Consider the following 16,034-nt stretch of genomic DNA (forward strand, 5'->3'; position numbering starts at 1 on the left):
AGCCGGTTTTCGGCTGTGGCGCTTCTCTTGTTTCCACCAGGTTTTTTTATGGTTAACCGCGTCGTCTGCGTCACTCTGCTGGTTCTTCTGGCCGCCATTCATGCCCAGCTCTGGCTGGGCAATGGAAGCATGGCCTATGTGCAGGATCTGCATCGGCAGATTCAGGAGCAGTACGCCGCCAATGCCCTGGAAAAATCTGAAAACGACAGGCTGGAGTCTGAAGTCAATGACTTGAAGGACGGCCTGTCGACGGTGGAAGAAAAAGCCCGCTACGAACTGGGCATGGTCAAGCCCAATGAAATCTATATTCAGGTTTCCAAGCGCTGATCACCGCCCGCCCCTGTAGCATTCAAAGCCAGCCCTGCGCTGGCTTTTTCATTGATATCCATGACTGATCACCGCTACCCCACCGTCGTCCTGCTGGGCATGCCCCATGCGCTGTCCCGCAGCATGGCCCACGCTTTGCTGCAGGCGTGGGAGCAAGGTGCAAGCAAGGGCAACCAAGACGCATGGCAATGCCTTGCCCCCCAAGCGAATGAGGCTTGGCCGCAACAAGCATTGGTGTATGTGCTGGGCCAGGATTGGCGCGATAGCGACCCGGCGGATCCAGCAATTGCACAGCAGATCAGCGCCTGGCGAGAGCAACTGGGCGCACAGCGACGGCCTTATGTGATGCTGTATGGAAAGCCTTCGGCACAGTGGCTGCAACTCGCAGAGTCTTTAAAATCCGTAGCACCTGATGCTGACTGGAATTGGATTTCAGCGCAAAACCCCTGGAAGCCTAGCGCCCGCATGCGCCTCAAGGGTTGCGAGCAGTGCGACGACCCTGAATGCGAACAGGCACTGTTCGCTCAACTGAAAAAGGCCAGCTGACGCTGGCCTTTTTAGCTACCGCAGCAAGTTGCTGCAGCGACTTATTGCACTGCAGCAGAGCTTGGAGGCTGAGTTTTCAAATCGGTGAACAAGCGTGCCGCATCGATAGGATCAAAGTGGTACTGCTGACCGCAGAAGTCACAACCCACTTCAATCTGACCACGCTCGGCCAAGACAGACTCCACTTCTTGCTCGCCCAACGAGACCAGCATGGTGCCCACACGCTCGCGACTGCAAGTGCAGGCAAAGCGGGGGGCCAGCTCATCGGCCTGGGGCGCAAAGCGCAGCAGCTTTTCTTCCCAGAACAGGCGGCGCAAGATGGTGTCCACATCCAGCGTCAGCAGCTCTTCCTGCTTCAGGCTGGAGGCCAGCGTGGCGATGCGGTTGTATTCCTCGTTGAGGCCCTGCGCATCATGCTCGGCATCACCGCTTTCGGTGGCTGCGGACAGATTGGCTTCGCCCTTGACCGGCATGCGCTGCAGCATCAGGCCTGCGGCAATCTTGTCGTTGGCGGCCAGCACCAGCACGGTGTCCAGCTGCTCGGACTGCTGCATGTAGAACTGCAGAGCATCCGACAGGCGTTCAAAACGGCCGCCATTCTGATCATTCAACGACACCACGCCTTGATAAGGCTGCTGGCCGGGCTGGCGGTCCTTGGGGTCCAGCGTGACAGCGCAGCGGCCTGCACCACGTGCATTGACCAGATTCGCCAGCGGGGCCTGCTGGCCTTTCAGCGGGTAGTTGGCCTCGCCCACCAGCGATGCCGTGACGCGCAGACTCAGGTCAGACTGCACTTCAGCCACGGCCAGCTTGACAGGGCCATCACCCATGATCTGGAACACCAGAGCGCCATTGAACTTGATGTTGGACTGCATGAGCACACTGGCAGCAGCCATCTCGCCCAGCAGGGCAGCCACGGCTTCTGGGTAGGCGCCGGTTTCGCTGTTGCCAGCACGGCGCTGCAGGATTTCCTGCCAGGCGTCGGTCAGGCGGACGATGGCACCCCGCACGGGCAGGCCGTCAAAAATGAATTTATGCAGTTCAGACACGCTAATAGATTCCGGTAAGGGCTGGGCTGCTATCAACCCAGCTTGCGCAAGCCGCTCTTGAAGCGGCGTGCATTCAACACATAATTTTTGGCGCTTTGGCGCAGACCTTCGATCTGCTCTGGCGACAACTCGCGCACGGCCTTGGCAGGGCTGCCCAGAATCATGGATCCATCGGGGAATTCCTTGCCCTCCGTCACCAGCGAACCTGCGCCTACCAGGCAGTTCTTGCCAATTTTTGCGCCATTAAGCACCACCGCACCAATGCCGATAAGCGAGCCATCGCCAATCGTGCAGCCATGCAGCATTACTTGGTGGCCAACCGTCACATTGCAACCCACGTTCAGCGGCTTGCCCATATCGGCATGCAGCACGCTGGCATCCTGAATATTGGAGCCCTCGCCGATGGTGATGCTGTCGGTATCACCACGGATCACGGTACCGAACCAGACGCTGGCATCTTTGCCCAGCGTGACGCGGCCCATGACTTGCGCGCTGTCCGCCACCCAGGCGGACTCATCGATCTCGGGCGCCACACCATCCAGTTCGTAAATTGCCATGTGGGTTGTCTCCTTGATTTATGACTTCTCTCAACTACCTAGAATTGTAGGGATGGAGTTACGTCATCGCGCGCTAGAGGTCTTGTGCTTTTCAGACCCTGAACAAAAAGCAGCTGCAGCCCTTGATCTGTATGCGCAAAAAGCTCTCTATTCGATAGCAGATACTGCTCCGGCGCTGCCTGTCCCCGAGTCTGAGCTGCCGGGCCGCCCGCCCAGGCCCGAGCTCAAGCACCACACGGAAGTCGGTCGCCGCTCGCCCGCCACACCGGAGGGGCGGGCCATCCTCATCCATGCCATTGCGCATATCGAATTCAATGCCATCAATCTGGCGCTGGATGCCGTCTGGCGTTTTGACGGCATGCCCCAGCAGTACTACTACGACTGGCTGCAGGTCGCGGCCGAGGAAGCCAAGCATTTCCGCCTGCTGCGCGAGCACCTGCAGCAGCAGCATGGCAAGGACTATGGCGACTACCCCGCCCATCAGGGACAGTGGGCCATGTGCGAGAAAACGGCGGGCGACATCACCGCCCGCATGGCGCTGGTACCGAGAACGATGGAAGCCCGTGGGCTTGACGCTACGCCGCAAATTCAGAACAAGCTGCGCAACACCCATGCGCCCGATGCACTGGCAGCCGTTGAGATTCTGGACATCATCTTGCGCGAGGAGGTCGGCCATGTCGCCATCGGCAACCACTGGTACCGCTGGCTGTGCGAGAAAGATGGACTGGACCCCGTACCGTTGTACCAGGAGCTGGCAACCCGCTACGAGGCCCCGCGCATGCGCCCGCCCTTCAACGAAAGTGCGCGCCTTGCCGCAGGCTTTACGGTGACGGAGATGGACTGGCTCAAACAAAATTGAGTCAATTTCTTGACTCGAATCAAGTTTTTTGAGCTGTTACACCCCATCAGCCCAAGTTGTTGGCGCAAAAGCCCCACACGCTCAAAGCTGACACTATGATCGACTCATTCTTACAGCAACGAGCAAAGCCAACTTTTCCTCACCAACAGATGGCATGTACAGATGAGTGAACAAACCCTAAAGGACACGGCTTTCGCCCCCTCGCGCAACCTGTCCAAAGGCATGATTGCCCGCCAGCCCATCGTCAATGGGCTGCAGCAAATCATTGGCTATGAGTTGTTCAACCGCTCACGTTCGCCTTACGACCACACCATGTCGTCCGATGCGACGCTGATCTTTGCTGCCCTCACGCACGCGGGTGAAGAAGATCTGGTGGGCACCAAGCTCATGTTTGTGAACTGCACACATGAAGGCCTGACCGGCGAGCATCTGGAGCTGCTGCCCGCCGACAAGGTGGTGCTGGAAATCCCGCCGCTGGGCCATGCAGCCACTCACGAAGTCGCGGCACGCCTGCCCACGCTGCTGGCGCTCAAGGATCAAGGCTTTCACCTGGCCTTCAACCACACCGTGCTGGAGTCTGAATACTCGGCCTGGCTGCCGCTGGCCGATTACATCAAACTGGACCTGTCGGCTCTGGCTCCGGCCCAGCTGACGGTGCTGGTCAAATTTGCCAGCCGCCACTCCCGTGCCGAGCTGATTGCCGAGAAGGTGGAAAGCGCTCTGCAGCACGACCTGGGCCAGCGCCTTGGCATCGAGCTGTTTCAAGGCTTCTGGTTTGCACGCCCCACGGTGATGCAAACCCGCCTGCTCACCCCCTCACAGCAAAGCATCATTCAGCTGCTGACCCTCGTGCGTGAGCAGGCCAGCACCGATGCAATTGAAGAAGTTCTGAAAAAAGACGCAGCTCTGGCCTTCAACCTGTTGCGCCTCATCAACTCGGCCAGCTTTGGCGCGCACCGCGAGATCACCTCGTTCAAGCAAGCCGTCATGCTGCTCGGCATGAACAAGCTGTTCCGCTGGGCGGCCATGCTGCTGACGGCCGCCCGCGAAGGTGGCCCGCCGCCCGCCGTGGGCCAGACCGCTGTGATTCGCGGTCGCCTGATGGAGTTGCTGGCCAAGCATTCGCTGACAGAGACCGATACCGACCTGGCCTTTATCTGCGGCATGTTCTCCATGCTCGACCGCATGCTGAACATGCCTCTGCCCGCTGCGCTGGCGCTGATTCCCGTGTCCGAGGCAGTCTCTGCCGCTGTGCTGCGTCACGAAGGCATTCTGGGTGAGCTGCTCATCCTCACGCAGGCCTGCGAGAGCCAGGACCTGGATCAGTTTGACCGCAGCGCTGACAGCCTTGAGCTGGAACACAACGACATCAACCAGGCCCACTTGCAGGCACTGAGTTGGACGGAGTGCCTGTCCGATTGACAGAGCACATCCCCTACGCACACACCCTATTGATAGCAACCATGGAAACCTCAGACACCTCCGACCTGCCTCAGCCCGCTGACCCAAGCACAGACAAAGACGATGCCAACATCGCCAGCATTGCGCGTCAGGCCATCGTTGATGAGAAAAGGGATGTGTTCGGCTACGAGCTGTTTGACCGCTCCGTCTCTCACAACGCGCACACCGCCGCCTCTGATGCAGCACTGCTGTTCAACGCCCTGTCGTACGCAGGCGCAGAAGCGCTGGTGGGCAAAAAAACGGTCTTCATCAACTGCACGCATGAAAGCCTGAGCGGCGGCCATCTAGAGCTGATTCACCCCGATCGCGTGGTGCTGGAAGTGCCAGCCCTACCTGCCGATGCCTCGCCGGAGAGCATCGAAGCCTGCCTGCCCACCTTCAACGCCCTGCGCCAGCGCGGCTTTCGTCTGGCGTTTGACCAGAACCTGCTGCGCCGCAACTACGCGTCGTGGCTGCCTATGGCCTCCTTCGTCAAGCTGGACATGCAGGCCTTCGGACTGGAGCACGCCGAAAAGCTGGTGAAGTTTGCCCAGACCTACACCCGCGCGCAAATCGTGGCCGAGAAAGTTGAAACCGCCGAGCAGTTCGATCACATGCTCGGTCTGGGCATCAAACTGTTCCAGGGCTACTGGTTCGCCCAGCCCCAGGTGGTTCAGGCGCGCACCATTCGCCCCACGCAGGCGACCATCATTCAGCTCATCAACCTCGTGCGCCAGCAGGCCAGCACCGAAGAGATTGAAGAGTTGCTCAAGAAGGACCCCACGCTGTCCTTCAACCTGCTGCGCTTCATCAACAGCTCGGGCTTTGGCCTGTCCTGCGAGGTCACGTCCTTTCGCCATGCGGTGATGATTCTGGGCCTCAAAAAGCTGTTCCGCTGGGCTGCACTGCTGCTAACCACCTCGCGCGCCGGCGGCTCACCGCCCGCCGTGGGCCAGACCGCCGTGGTGCGCGGGCGCCTGATGGAACTGCTGAGCGCCGAGCTGCTGCCCCCCGAGGAAAGCGACCACGCTTTTGTGGTCGGCGTGTTCTCCCTGCTCGACGTGATGCTGGGCCAGCCCATCGTCAAGGCACTGGAGTCCGTGGCGCTGCCGCAATCCGTCGTCGATGCACTGGTGCACAACAAGGGCGTGTTCGCCCCCTTTCTCGACCTGACCCGCGCCTGCGAATCGGGCGACGAAGCGGCCTTTGCACAGGCTGCCAATGCGCTGCACCTGTCCAACCATCAGGTTAACTGGGCCCACCTGCAGGCTCTGAGCTGGGCTGACAGCCTGATCAGCGAAGGCGCTTAACTATCAAAATATGAGCTGCTAGCGCACATAAAAAAAGGGCTTGCGGCTAAATTGGCCGCAAGCCCTTTTTATTCAAGCGCAAGGCGCTATCATTTTATCCATCAGTTCAGCTGAATCTTGGCTGCCTTGATGATGTGCGCATTGGCCTTGGACTCGGCCTCAATCTGCTTGGCAAAGTCAGCGGCCTTGCCGCCTGTGAGCACGTTGTCGGTCGCCTCCAGGCGCTGGCGCATTTCAGGCAGCGCCAGCACCTTGTTCACCTCGGCATTCAGGCGAGCCAGCACGGGGGCAGGCACACCGGCGGGAGCAAAGATGCCAAAGACCGATGTGGTGTTGGCGTTCTTGTAACCCAGCTCAGCCAGCGTAGGCACTTGCGGCAGCGAATCCAGACGCGAAGGCGCGCCCACAGCCAGAGCCTTGAACTTGCCAGCCTTGATGTGCTGCATCACCGCCGGACCGGCGTTGGTAGAGAGCACTTCAAACTGCGCGCTCAGGCCGTCATTGAGCTGCTGGCCGCCGCCCTTGTAAGGCACATGTGTGATCTGGGTCTTGGACTGGTCGGCAATCTGCTCCAGCATGATGTGGCCCAGCGATGCCAGACCGGCTGTGGCCCAGCGCACATCGCCGGGGTTGGCCTTGGCCTGCGCCAGCATTTCAGGGAAGCTCTTGGCCGTCAGCCGTGTGGTGCCCAGCAGCAGCACGGGCGAGTACATGACGCTGACCACGGGTGTGATGTCCTTTTGCGCATCAAACAGCGGCTTGCCCAGATGCGGGCTCAGCGTCAGCGGGCTGATCGATGAAAAGCCCAGCGTATAACCATCGGGGTTGGACTTGACCACCTGATCCAGACCAATCGCACCACCGGCACCGGCCTTGTTCTCAATCACCACCGGCTGACCCAGCGAGGCGGTGAGCTTTTCACCCAAAGCACGGGCTACCACATCGCTCACGCCACCAGCGGGGTAAGACACCACCAGACGAATGGGACGGCTGGGCCACGCCGCATCGGCTTTATCAGCTGCCTGGGCATTCAGGGACAAAGCGGCAGGCAGCGCAGCGACCAGCGCACAGCTCAGTACGCTACGGCGAAGAAAGTTAGTCATTACTCAAATCCAGATAACAAGACCTGCATTTTTGACCAAAGTGCATTCCCGAGATGAATACGGTGTCGAATCGGCAATTAAACCGCCACAAACAATCAAAATAGCTATACAAATACGACAAATCAACTGAAATATGACATCAGTGACGGCTCAACGCATCATCCATGGCGCTTGTCGCTAGACTGCTGAGAGTCCACATCACAGAAAGCGCTTCATGGCAGCAAAGTCTCTGTTTTCACGTCGCTCACTGCTGCAAGGCAGTGCCGCCGGTGCGGCGCTGAGTGCCATGGCCCTGCCCGCAGCCGCTGCGCAGGCTCGCACCACCGCGCGCCCGGCTTCCCGCTCGGCATCCAGCGCCTGCGTGCTGGATGGCCTGCAGCCCGTCATGCTCACCATCAGCGGCACCGGCGTACAGGCCAATCGCGGCAAGCCCCAGGCCGTAGCGGACCGCATGCTCAACATGCACGGCTATCAGTTTGATGCCGCATGGTCTTGCGGACTGGATGCGCTCAACAGCCTGGAGCAGCACCAACTTACCACCCAGCTGGAATACGACGAAACCGAGCACCGCCTGCAAGGCCCTCTGCTGGAGCATGTGCTGCAGGCCGCAGGCATCGATATCGCCTCCGCCATTGCGCAAGGCTTGCAACTTACCCTGCAAGGCATTGACGGCTACCGCAACCAGATGCCGCTAACGCAAGCCGTGCGCTGGCGCATTCTGCTGGCCACCCAGCTCGATGGCCTGCCGCTGTCTGTCGGAGGCGTGGGGCCGCTGTGGGCCGTTTTTGCGCCCCAGAACATTCCTGAGTTGAGCCAGTTGCCCATCAAACAGCGCTTTCCTGCGGCCGTCTGGGGCCTGTACTACATACAGGTCAGCCCAGTCACCGCTTAAACATGCACTAGCCGCGCGGATGGTGCTCGACATGCAACGACTTGAGCCTCTCCCTGGCCACATGGGTGTAGATGGTGGTGGTGGAGATATCGGCATGACCCAGCAGCATCTGCACCACGCGCAAATCAGCCCCGTGGTTGAGCAAATGTGTGGCAAACGCATGGCGCAGAGTGTGGGGTGACAGGGGTGAAGTCACGCCCGCAATCTGCGCGCATTTTTTGACGATGACCCAGAACATCACCCGACTCATGCCCGCGCTGCGCTGAGTGACAAACACCGCATCGGTCTGCTGTCCACCCAGAATAATGGCGCGTGCGCCTTGCAGATAGCGCTCCAGCCAGTGCTGCGCCTCCTGGCCAAAGGGCACCAGCCGCTCCTTACGACCCTTGCCCGTCACACGCAGCACGCCAGCGCGCAAATCCAGCTCGTGCATGCGCACACCCACCAACTCGCTCACACGCAGGCCGCTGGCATACATCAGCTCCAGCATGGCCCGGTCGCGCAGGCCCAGCGGCATATCCACATCGGGCGCATTCAGCAAAGCCTCCACCTGCTCCTGAGTCAGCACTTTGGGCATGCGCGGTGCCTGCTTGGCAGCCAGCATGCGCACTGTGGGGTCGGTGGCTATGCGCTTTTCACGCAAGGCCCAGTGGTAGTAGCGGCGCAGCACCGTCAGGCGGCGGTTGGATGATGTGGCCTTGGTCTCATCCACCCGCGCCGCAAAGTAGGCGTTGATATCCCCCTCCTGCGCTTCATCCACCGCCTTGGGCGGCGGCAAGCTGGCCAGCCACTGCGCAAACGCATTCAAATCGCGCCTATAGGCAGACAGCGTGTTGCGCGACAGGCCATCCTCAAGCAGCAGCGCATCGATAAACAAGTCCAGACCATCCAGGCTCTCTGGCAGCGGCGGCGGCCAGCTCTCAGGAACAGATGGTTTGCGCGGTTTTTTCTGAGCTTCAGACATGAGAGCTAGCGTACACGCTGGCGAGGGACTGCAAGTGCAGCTAACAAGCCATGGCAAGCGAAACAAGCGGCAGAGCTATTCAAGCGCCCATAGGCCAATTCATTGAACTCGCGGCGTCGCTTGCCGGTACGGAATTTTCGTTGCACCGCTATAGTGAAAGTCATGACAAACAGACCCTCTGAATCAGCAGTTCCACCGAATAGCCGCATTGCATCCCGGTTGGTAGGTGCCAGCTTTCATGACTCGTGGAGCATCACCTCCAGCGACACCAGTCTGTCTTCACTCGGTCACTTCATCGCCGCGGCCAAAGACACGCCTCGCTGGATAGATATATGCATGAGGGCCCGTAACCGCCTGGGCCGAATCGTAGGACTCAAGGACCTCGGTACGTTATCAGGGGTCGCCGCAGGCAAATCGGCGCTCGACTATCAGCCAGGCGACCGCGTGGGCATCTTCACGGTCATCGAAAATACTTTTGATGAAGCGCTAATCGGCGATGACGACAAACACCTGAAGGTTGTTCTAAGCGTTCACCGTCAAGAGCATGCGGACGAAGGACTGGTGTCCATCACGATCACGACCGTCGTGCATGTCAAAAACCGGCTTGGCAGCCTCTATATGTTGCCTGTCAAACCTATGCACCGGCTCATCGCACCTGCGGTGCTTGCGAGCATAGGGCGCAACGCGCATGCGGCTTAAGCATCCACTCCAGGGCTGCAGATTCGCTGCAAGAAGCGGTTATCGAGCCCTGCTCTATGCACTATGGTTGGCGTCTCGGAAAATTCGGACAACTCTCAATGCCCAACCTCGAAATGCAGCTCGCCCATATCCACAGCGGGCAGATGTACAACGACCTGACTCCTGAGCTGGTTGCCGCTCGACAAAGCGCGGTTCTGTTGAGCAATGCCTACAACGCAGCCTTCTCGCAATCGGGACAGGAGCGAGAAGAGATCCTCAAACGATTGCTAGGCCATATCGGCCAGAGCGTGCACTTCGAGCCTGGCTTTCGCTGTGAGTTCGGTCGCAACATCCACATCGGCGACCGCTTCTATGCCAACTTTGATTGCATCATGCTCGATGGCGGCGGCATCTTTATCGGTGACGATGTACTTCTCGCGCCGCGCGTCGGCATCTACACCTCCAATCATGCAATTGACCCCATGGAAAGAGCGGCCGGAGGATGCTTTGCCAAGCCTGTGAAGATCGGCAATCGCGTCTGGATCGGCGCAGGCGCGCACATCAACCCCGGAGTCACCATCGGAGACGGCTCGATCATCGGCTCTGGCAGCGTTGTAACCTCCGAAATTCCTGCAGGAGTCATCGCAGCAGGCATTCCCTGCAAGGTCATACGGACGATTTCCGAACAGGACAAGACCGGATTTGATCCCGAACCATACTGAATGGACAGTCGTGCTCATAAATGCCTGCCAGACAAATACATAGCGAGTAGACAAATCTGCAACAAGGCTGGCAAAAGCCGGCTCAAAGTCGATGCCCGTTTGTTTCTCTTTGAAAAGCGACAAAAAAGCCCGAATGGCCTTGAGGGCAATTCGGGCTTGCGGTATCCGCTACTGCTTTAGTGGCAGATCAGATGCTTAGTCCAGCGTCAGCTTCTGCTTGGCAACGACTTGCTTGTAGGTTTCAAACTCTTCCTTGAGTTCCTTGGCAAATTCCTGAGGGGAGTTGCCAACCACCAGAGAGCCGGTGTCTTCAATGCGCTTCTTCACTGCGGGGTCCTGCAGCACCTTCTTCACGGCGGCGTTGATCTTGTCCACGGTGGCCTTGTCCATGCCCTTGGGGCCCAGAATGCCATAAGAAGCCATGCGGTTCACCTGGGGCAGGCCAACCTCCTTGAAGGTGGGCACATCAGGCAACACCGCCAGGCGCTGGGGGGCTGCCACGGCGATGGCCTTGAGGCGGTTGTCCTTGATGAAGGGCAGTGCCGAAGGCAGGTTGTCCAGAATCATGGGGATCTGGCCGGCAACGGCGTCATTCAGGGCCGGGCCCGCGCCGCGGTAGGGCACGTGGGTCATCTGAATGCCGGTCAGCGACTTGTACAGCTCCATCAGCATGTGCTGGATGCCGCCCGTACCGGACGAGCCGTACGAGTACTTGCCGGGATTGGCCTTGAGCTCAGCCTCGAACGCCTTGTAGTTGGCGTTACCTGCAAACTTGGGGTTCACGGCGATCACATTGGGCGTGGCCGCAATGTTGATGATGGGCGTGAAGTCGGTCAGCGGGTTGTAGGGAGTCCTGGGATTGATGGCCGGGTTGGTGGCCATGGTCGACAGGGTGGAAATGCCCAGGTTGTAGCCATCGGGCTTCTGGCGGGCGGTTTCCTGCGCGCCGATGACGCCACCGCCACCGCCCTTGTTGTCCACGATCACGGACTGACCCAGTTCCCTGCCCAGCGGCTCGGCGATCACACGGGCAATGATGTCTGTCGTGCCGCCTGCGGCAAAGGGAACCAGCAGCTTGATGGGCTTGGTAGGGTAGTTGGCCTCAGCCATCACAGCGGTAGAAAAACCTGCGGCTGCCAGAGCCATTGTCAGGCCCATGCACATACGACGATTCATGAAGGGGTCTCCTTATGATTTCAGAAAATTAACGGCTGATGGTAAGTGGCGACAAAAACCTGACACATCCTTGTTAGCCCTGATTTGCCAGTAAAAACCCTAGGTTCATGCAAAAACATTGAACCGGATCAAGGTTCAAATCGAATCAATGGATTCACAGCAGTAAGTACTACCACTGAGCGCCAAGGTGACAGCTTTCTCTCAGCAAGCGAAAGTCCAGGCTCTACCGGCCCTATGCTTGCACCGTGAACTATCTCGAACTGCTTTTCCCCGATTTCGCGCTCATCGTGCTGGGCTATCTGCTGTGCCGCTTCACGCCCATCAACCGCAGCGTCTGGCAGGCGGTGGAGCAACTGGTTTACTACCTGCTGTTTCCGGTCCTGCTGTTTCACTCCATTACGCGCAACCCCATTCAGTGGGGCGATGCCAGCCAGTTGCTGGGCGCGGGCGTGCTGGGCGGGCTGCTGGGCATTGCACTGACTTACAGCCTGCCCTACCTGCCCTTTCTGGGTCGGCGCATTGAGTCGCGCAGCCATGCATCGGCGGCGCAAGTGGCGTTTCGCTTTAACTCCTTCATCGCGCTGGCGCTGGTGTCGCGGCTGGCGGGGCCGGATGGACTACTTTATGTCTCGGTGCTGATTGGCGTGTCTGTGCCGCTGTGCAACGTGGCCGCCGTATGGCCCATGACACGCGGCAGCAGCCAGCACTTTGTCGGTCATTTGCTGCGCAATCCGCTGATCGTCAGCACCGTCAGCGCCCTGCTATTCAATGCTGCAGGGCTGAAGATTCCTGAGTTGCTGGAAACGCCGGTCGCACGCCTGGGTGCAGCATCGATTGCGCTGGGGCTGATGGCGGCGGGAGCGGGACTCAAGGTCAGCGCGCTGGCCAGCAACAAGCTGCTGGCGGGCGAGCTGCTGCTGATACGCCATGCGATTCAGCCACTGATTGCCTTTGGCATGGTGCGCTTGTTCGGGCTCCACGGTGCGCAGGCGATTGCACTGATGGCGTTTTCCAGCATGCCCACTGCCTCGTCCTGCTATGTGCTGGCGGTGCGCATGGGCTATGAGGGAGCGTTTGTGGCAAGCCTTGTGTCGCTATCCACCATGCTGGGCGTGCTCAGCCTGCCGTTTGGGCTTTGGCTGATTGGTGTTTAATCAAATTCAATAGCTGCTTGCGCTTATTCAATAAGCGCCAGAGGCTTATTTGATCAAAAATCAAGCGCGCTGCGCCAGCGCCCAGGCCACATGCTCGGCCACCACGGGGTCTGGATGATTGGCCCGCGTTTGCAGCGCGGCTTGCAGCTCCGGCTGACCCGTCTCACGCCATGCGTTGCCCAATGCCACGGCCACATTTCGCAGCCAGCGCGCATGGCCAATACGGCGAATAGGACTGCCTTCGGTAATGCGCAGAAACTGGGTTTCATCCCAGGCAAAGAAATGAACCAGCTGTGTGCCTGCCAGCCCGGCGCGGGCGTCAAAGTCTGGCAACTGGCTGGGCTTGGCAAATTTGTTCCAGGGGCAGGCCAGCTGGCAGTCGTCACAGCCGTAGATGCGGTTAGCCAGCAACGGGCGCATGTCTTCGGGAATACTGCCCGCATGCTCAATCGTCAGATACGAAACGCAGCGACGCGCATCCACCTTGTGCGGCGCGATGATGGCGCCGGTGGGGCAGGCGTCTATGCAGGATGTGCAGTTGCCGCAATGCGCAGTCACCGGCTCGGTGGGGTCGATGGCGAAGTCCACATAAATCTCGCCCAGAAAGAACATGGACCCCGCCTCGCGGCTCAGCACCAGCGTGTGCTTGCCGCGCCAGCCCTGGCCGCTGCGGCTGGCCAGCTCAGCCTCCAGCACGGGGGCCGAATCGGTAAAGGCTCGGTGACCAAACGGGCCAATCTCCTGCGCAATGCGCTCGGCCAGCTTTTGCAGGCGGTTGCGGAGCACCTTGTGATAGTCCCGCCCCCGAGCGTAGATGGAGACAATGCCTTCGGCGGGGTTCTTCAAGCGATCCCATTCCACGGCCTGCCAGCCATCAGCCGTGGCTTGGGGCAGATAATCCATGCGCACGGTAATCACGCTCACGGTTCCGGGAACTAATTCCGCGGGGCGTGCTCGTTTTAAACCATGGGCCTGCATATAGTGCATCTCGCCATGAAACCCTTGCGCCAACCATTGCAGCAAACCGGGTTCTGCCGAAGACAAATCTACGCCCGCCACGCCGATTTGGGAAAATCCCAGCTCGCGAGCCCAGGCTTGCATCAAAGGAATCAATTGACTGCTGCTCAACATACTCCCCGAATTGTAGGAAGCGATCCTGCACCCGCGCTGGCGCAGCTACAGATAGTCTGGCGCGACGAACAAGATACCCAGCGTTTTGCACAAAAACTGGCGGCCCTGCCCCAGCTGCGCAACGCCTATGCCACGCTGCACGGCGACCTGGGCGCGGGCAAGACCACGCTGGTGCGCCACTGGCTGCGCGCTCTGGGCGTGCAGGGCCGTATTAAAAGCCCGACCTATGCCGTGGTGGAGCCGCATGAGGCGGGTGACCTGTCCATCTGGCACTTTGACTTCTACCGCTTTGACGACCCACGGGAATGGGAAGATGCGGGTTTTCGCGACATTTTTGCAAGCCCGGGGCTCAAACTGGCAGAATGGCCCGAAAAGGCTGCAGCGGTTACACCTGTTGCGGATATAGCTATCCATATTGAAGCAATTGACGATGTGCAACGGCAGGTGACGCTCAAAGCAGGAACCACCGCAGGCTGCACAGTGCTTGAAGCATTTACGGCATGAGCAAAACTTACCCCACCCCTGCTCCACTCGGTCTGTCCCGGCGCAACCTGCTGCAGGCAGGCAGCATCGTCTTGCTGCTGGGCCGCCAGCATATTGCGCAAGGGGCCAGCATCGTGGCTGTGCGCGTCTGGCCCGCCCCCGACTATTCACGCGTCACGCTGGAATCCGATATTCCGCTGACAGCCAAGCCCGTCTTCGTTGCATCCCCACCACGCCTTGCCGTGGATGTGGAAGGGCTGGACCTGAACCCGGCTCTGAAAGAGCTGGTGGCCAAGGTTCGTCCCGACGACCCGAATATCGCCAGCATCCGCGTGGGCCAGTTCGCGCCTGGCGTGGTGCGACTGGTCATCGACCTCAAACAAGAAGCCCGCCCCCAGGTCTTTACCCTCGCCCCGATTGCACCCTACAAGAACCGCCTGGTGCTGGACCTGTACCCAGCCAAGGCGGTGGACCCGCTGGAAGCACTGATCAGCGAACGCCTGCGCGATACCAGCAGCGTAGGCAGCACCGGCGCTATCGCCGCCGCACCCGCTCCCCACAACGGCCTGATCACCACGCCGCCACCAGCCGTCATTGCCGCCGCACCGCAGGCTGACCCGCTGGGCGACCTGATTGCCCAGCGCAACCAGCGCGTGCCTGCACCTGCGCCTGTTCCGATCGCCGCAGCCCCCGCCGTGATTGCGCAAGCGCCCGCTCCGGCCCCAAGGCCTGCGCCCGCACCAGCACCCACGCCACGTCCTGCGCCCAATATCGCTACCTCGCAAAGCACGGACCGCATCATCATCGTGGTGCTGGACCCAGGCCACGGCGGCGAAGACCCAGGCGCTACCGGCCCCAGCGGCCTGCGCGAAAAAGATGTGGTGCTCAAAGTGGCCCACCTGCTGCGCGAGCGCATCAACAACTCCCGCATTGGCGGCAGCCCCATGCGCGCCGTGATGACGCGCGATGCCGATTTCTTTGTACCCCTTGCCACCCGCGTGGAAAAAGCCCGCCGCGTGCAGGCCGATCTGTTCATCAGCATTCACGCCGATGCCTTCACCACGCCCGCCGCTCGCGGTGCCAGCGTGTTTGCGCTCAGCGAACGTGGAGCCTCCAGCACGGCGGCGCGCTGGCTGGCCAACAAAGAAAATCAGGCTGACTTGGTGGGCGGCCTCAATGTGGGCGGCGTTCAAGACCGGCATGTGCAGCGCATGTTGCTGGACATGAGCACCACCGCACAGATCAAGGACAGCCTCAAGCTCGGCACCTCACTGCTGGGCGAGATTGGCGGTATGGCCAAGCTGCACAAGGCCCGCGTAGAGCAAGCCGGCTTTGCCGTTCTCAAAGCGCCAGACATTCCCAGCGTGCTGGTCGAGACCGCCTTTATCAGCAACCCTGAAGAAGAGGCCAAACTGGCATCTGCCGCCTACCGCGATCAGCTGGCTGATGCGCTGATGCGCGGCATTCGCAACTACTTTGCGCACAATCCGCCGCTGGCGCGGAGCCGCTCGGTTTAAACAAACCGGTGGCCATATCCATAAACCGTTAGTCACTGCTGTCAGCTTTATGGCCAAAACGATGACAGCCGCCAAGCTCAAATGACATGAGCTTGGCCCCATCTCCTACTAAAAGAGTGCCCGTCA

The 16,034-nt window shown here is 59.9% G+C and carries 17 protein-coding genes; 11 read left to right on the forward strand and 6 right to left on the reverse strand.

Going from position 1 to position 16,034, the window contains the following annotated elements; genetic code table 11:
• The first annotated feature begins 48 nt into the window (after positions 1–48).
• Positions 49–327 carry a septum formation initiator family protein gene (locus CLU84_RS15000; protein WP_099738108.1) on the forward strand — a complete coding sequence of 93 codons (279 nt, stop codon included), beginning with the start codon at positions 49–51 and terminating at the stop codon, positions 325–327.
• Between the two features lie 60 nt (positions 328–387).
• Positions 388–873, forward strand: coding sequence for a hypothetical protein (locus tag CLU84_RS15005; RefSeq protein WP_233210209.1), 486 nt, complete (start codon positions 388–390; stop codon positions 871–873).
• Between the two features lie 41 nt (positions 874–914).
• On the opposite strand, the gene CLU84_RS15010 is transcribed toward CLU84_RS15005, so the two are convergent.
• Positions 915–1,922, reverse strand: coding sequence for an Hsp33 family molecular chaperone HslO (locus CLU84_RS15010; protein ID WP_099738109.1), 1,008 nt, complete (start codon positions 1,920–1,922; stop codon positions 915–917).
• A 32-nt stretch (positions 1,923–1,954) separates the two neighbouring features.
• Positions 1,955–2,479: a gamma carbonic anhydrase family protein gene (locus CLU84_RS15015; protein ID WP_099738110.1), complete on the reverse strand. Its 525-nt coding sequence runs from the start codon at positions 2,477–2,479 to the stop codon at positions 1,955–1,957.
• A 52-nt stretch (positions 2,480–2,531) separates the two neighbouring features.
• Here CLU84_RS15015 and CLU84_RS15020 point away from each other — a divergent pair, with 52 nt between their 5' ends.
• The 3 genes from CLU84_RS15020 to CLU84_RS15030 all read left to right on the forward strand — a co-directional run bounded on the left by CLU84_RS15020 (position 2,532) and on the right by CLU84_RS15030 (position 6,088).
• Positions 2,532–3,338, forward strand: a complete 807-nt coding sequence (locus CLU84_RS15020; protein WP_099738111.1) for a ferritin-like domain-containing protein — start codon at positions 2,532–2,534, stop codon at positions 3,336–3,338.
• Between the two features lie 162 nt (positions 3,339–3,500).
• Positions 3,501–4,760 (forward strand): EAL and HDOD domain-containing protein, encoded by a 1,260-nt coding sequence (locus CLU84_RS15025; protein WP_099738112.1) that lies wholly within the window; start codon positions 3,501–3,503, stop codon positions 4,758–4,760.
• Between the two features lie 41 nt (positions 4,761–4,801).
• A complete protein-coding gene (locus CLU84_RS15030; RefSeq protein ID WP_099738113.1) occupies positions 4,802–6,088 on the forward strand; it encodes an EAL and HDOD domain-containing protein in 1,287 nt (428 codons plus the stop codon).
• 101 nt (positions 6,089–6,189) lie between these two features.
• Here the strand turns inward: CLU84_RS15030 and CLU84_RS15035 are convergent, their stop codons facing one another.
• The gene (locus CLU84_RS15035) at positions 6,190–7,191 is read right to left on the reverse strand and encodes a tripartite tricarboxylate transporter substrate binding protein (protein ID WP_099738114.1); all 1,002 of its coding nucleotides are present in this window, start codon (positions 7,189–7,191) and stop codon (positions 6,190–6,192) included.
• 214 nt (positions 7,192–7,405) lie between these two features.
• Between CLU84_RS15035 and CLU84_RS15040 the strand changes: the two genes are divergently transcribed.
• Positions 7,406–8,083, forward strand: a complete 678-nt coding sequence (locus CLU84_RS15040) for a Twin-arginine translocation pathway signal (protein WP_099738115.1) — start codon at positions 7,406–7,408, stop codon at positions 8,081–8,083.
• Positions 8,084–8,090: 7 nt separating this feature from the next.
• Here CLU84_RS15040 and xerD read toward each other — a convergent pair whose 3' ends face one another.
• Positions 8,091–9,047, reverse strand: coding sequence for a site-specific tyrosine recombinase XerD (xerD, locus tag CLU84_RS15045; RefSeq protein WP_099738116.1), 957 nt, complete (start codon positions 9,045–9,047; stop codon positions 8,091–8,093).
• A 162-nt stretch (positions 9,048–9,209) separates the two neighbouring features.
• On the opposite strand from xerD, the gene CLU84_RS15050 reads away from it, so the two are divergent.
• Positions 9,210–9,746, forward strand: coding sequence for a DUF2867 domain-containing protein (locus CLU84_RS15050; protein WP_099738117.1), 537 nt, complete (start codon positions 9,210–9,212; stop codon positions 9,744–9,746).
• A gap of 98 nt (positions 9,747–9,844) precedes the next feature.
• Positions 9,845–10,447, forward strand: coding sequence for a sugar O-acetyltransferase (locus CLU84_RS15055; RefSeq protein WP_099738118.1), 603 nt, complete (start codon positions 9,845–9,847; stop codon positions 10,445–10,447).
• A gap of 195 nt (positions 10,448–10,642) precedes the next feature.
• On the opposite strand, the gene CLU84_RS15060 is transcribed toward CLU84_RS15055, so the two are convergent.
• Complete coding sequence (locus CLU84_RS15060; RefSeq protein ID WP_099738119.1) at positions 10,643–11,623, reverse strand: tripartite tricarboxylate transporter substrate binding protein BugE; 981 nt, start codon at positions 11,621–11,623, stop codon at positions 10,643–10,645.
• A gap of 245 nt (positions 11,624–11,868) precedes the next feature.
• Between CLU84_RS15060 and CLU84_RS15065 the strand changes: the two genes are divergently transcribed.
• Positions 11,869–12,777: an AEC family transporter gene (locus CLU84_RS15065; RefSeq protein ID WP_099738120.1), complete on the forward strand. Its 909-nt coding sequence runs from the start codon at positions 11,869–11,871 to the stop codon at positions 12,775–12,777.
• 60 nt (positions 12,778–12,837) lie between these two features.
• Here CLU84_RS15065 and queG read toward each other — a convergent pair whose 3' ends face one another.
• On the reverse strand, positions 12,838–13,878 hold the full coding sequence (gene queG / locus CLU84_RS15070; protein ID WP_099739039.1) for a tRNA epoxyqueuosine(34) reductase QueG: 1,041 nt from the start codon (positions 13,876–13,878) through the stop codon (positions 12,838–12,840).
• 12 nt (positions 13,879–13,890) lie between these two features.
• Between queG and tsaE the strand changes: the two genes are divergently transcribed.
• Together tsaE and CLU84_RS15080 are read left to right on the forward strand one after the other, a co-directional pair.
• The gene (gene tsaE / locus CLU84_RS15075; protein WP_099738121.1) at positions 13,891–14,412 is read left to right on the forward strand and encodes a tRNA (adenosine(37)-N6)-threonylcarbamoyltransferase complex ATPase subunit type 1 TsaE; all 522 of its coding nucleotides are present in this window, start codon (positions 13,891–13,893) and stop codon (positions 14,410–14,412) included.
• The gene (locus CLU84_RS15080; RefSeq protein WP_099738122.1) at positions 14,409–15,908 is read left to right on the forward strand and encodes an N-acetylmuramoyl-L-alanine amidase; all 1,500 of its coding nucleotides are present in this window, start codon (positions 14,409–14,411) and stop codon (positions 15,906–15,908) included. Before tsaE ends, CLU84_RS15080 begins: the two co-directional genes overlap by 4 nt.
• Positions 15,909–16,034: the final 126 nt, after the last annotated feature.

The organism is Comamonas sp. 26 (assembly GCF_002754475.1).
GTDB lineage: Bacteria > Pseudomonadota > Gammaproteobacteria > Burkholderiales > Burkholderiaceae_C > Comamonas.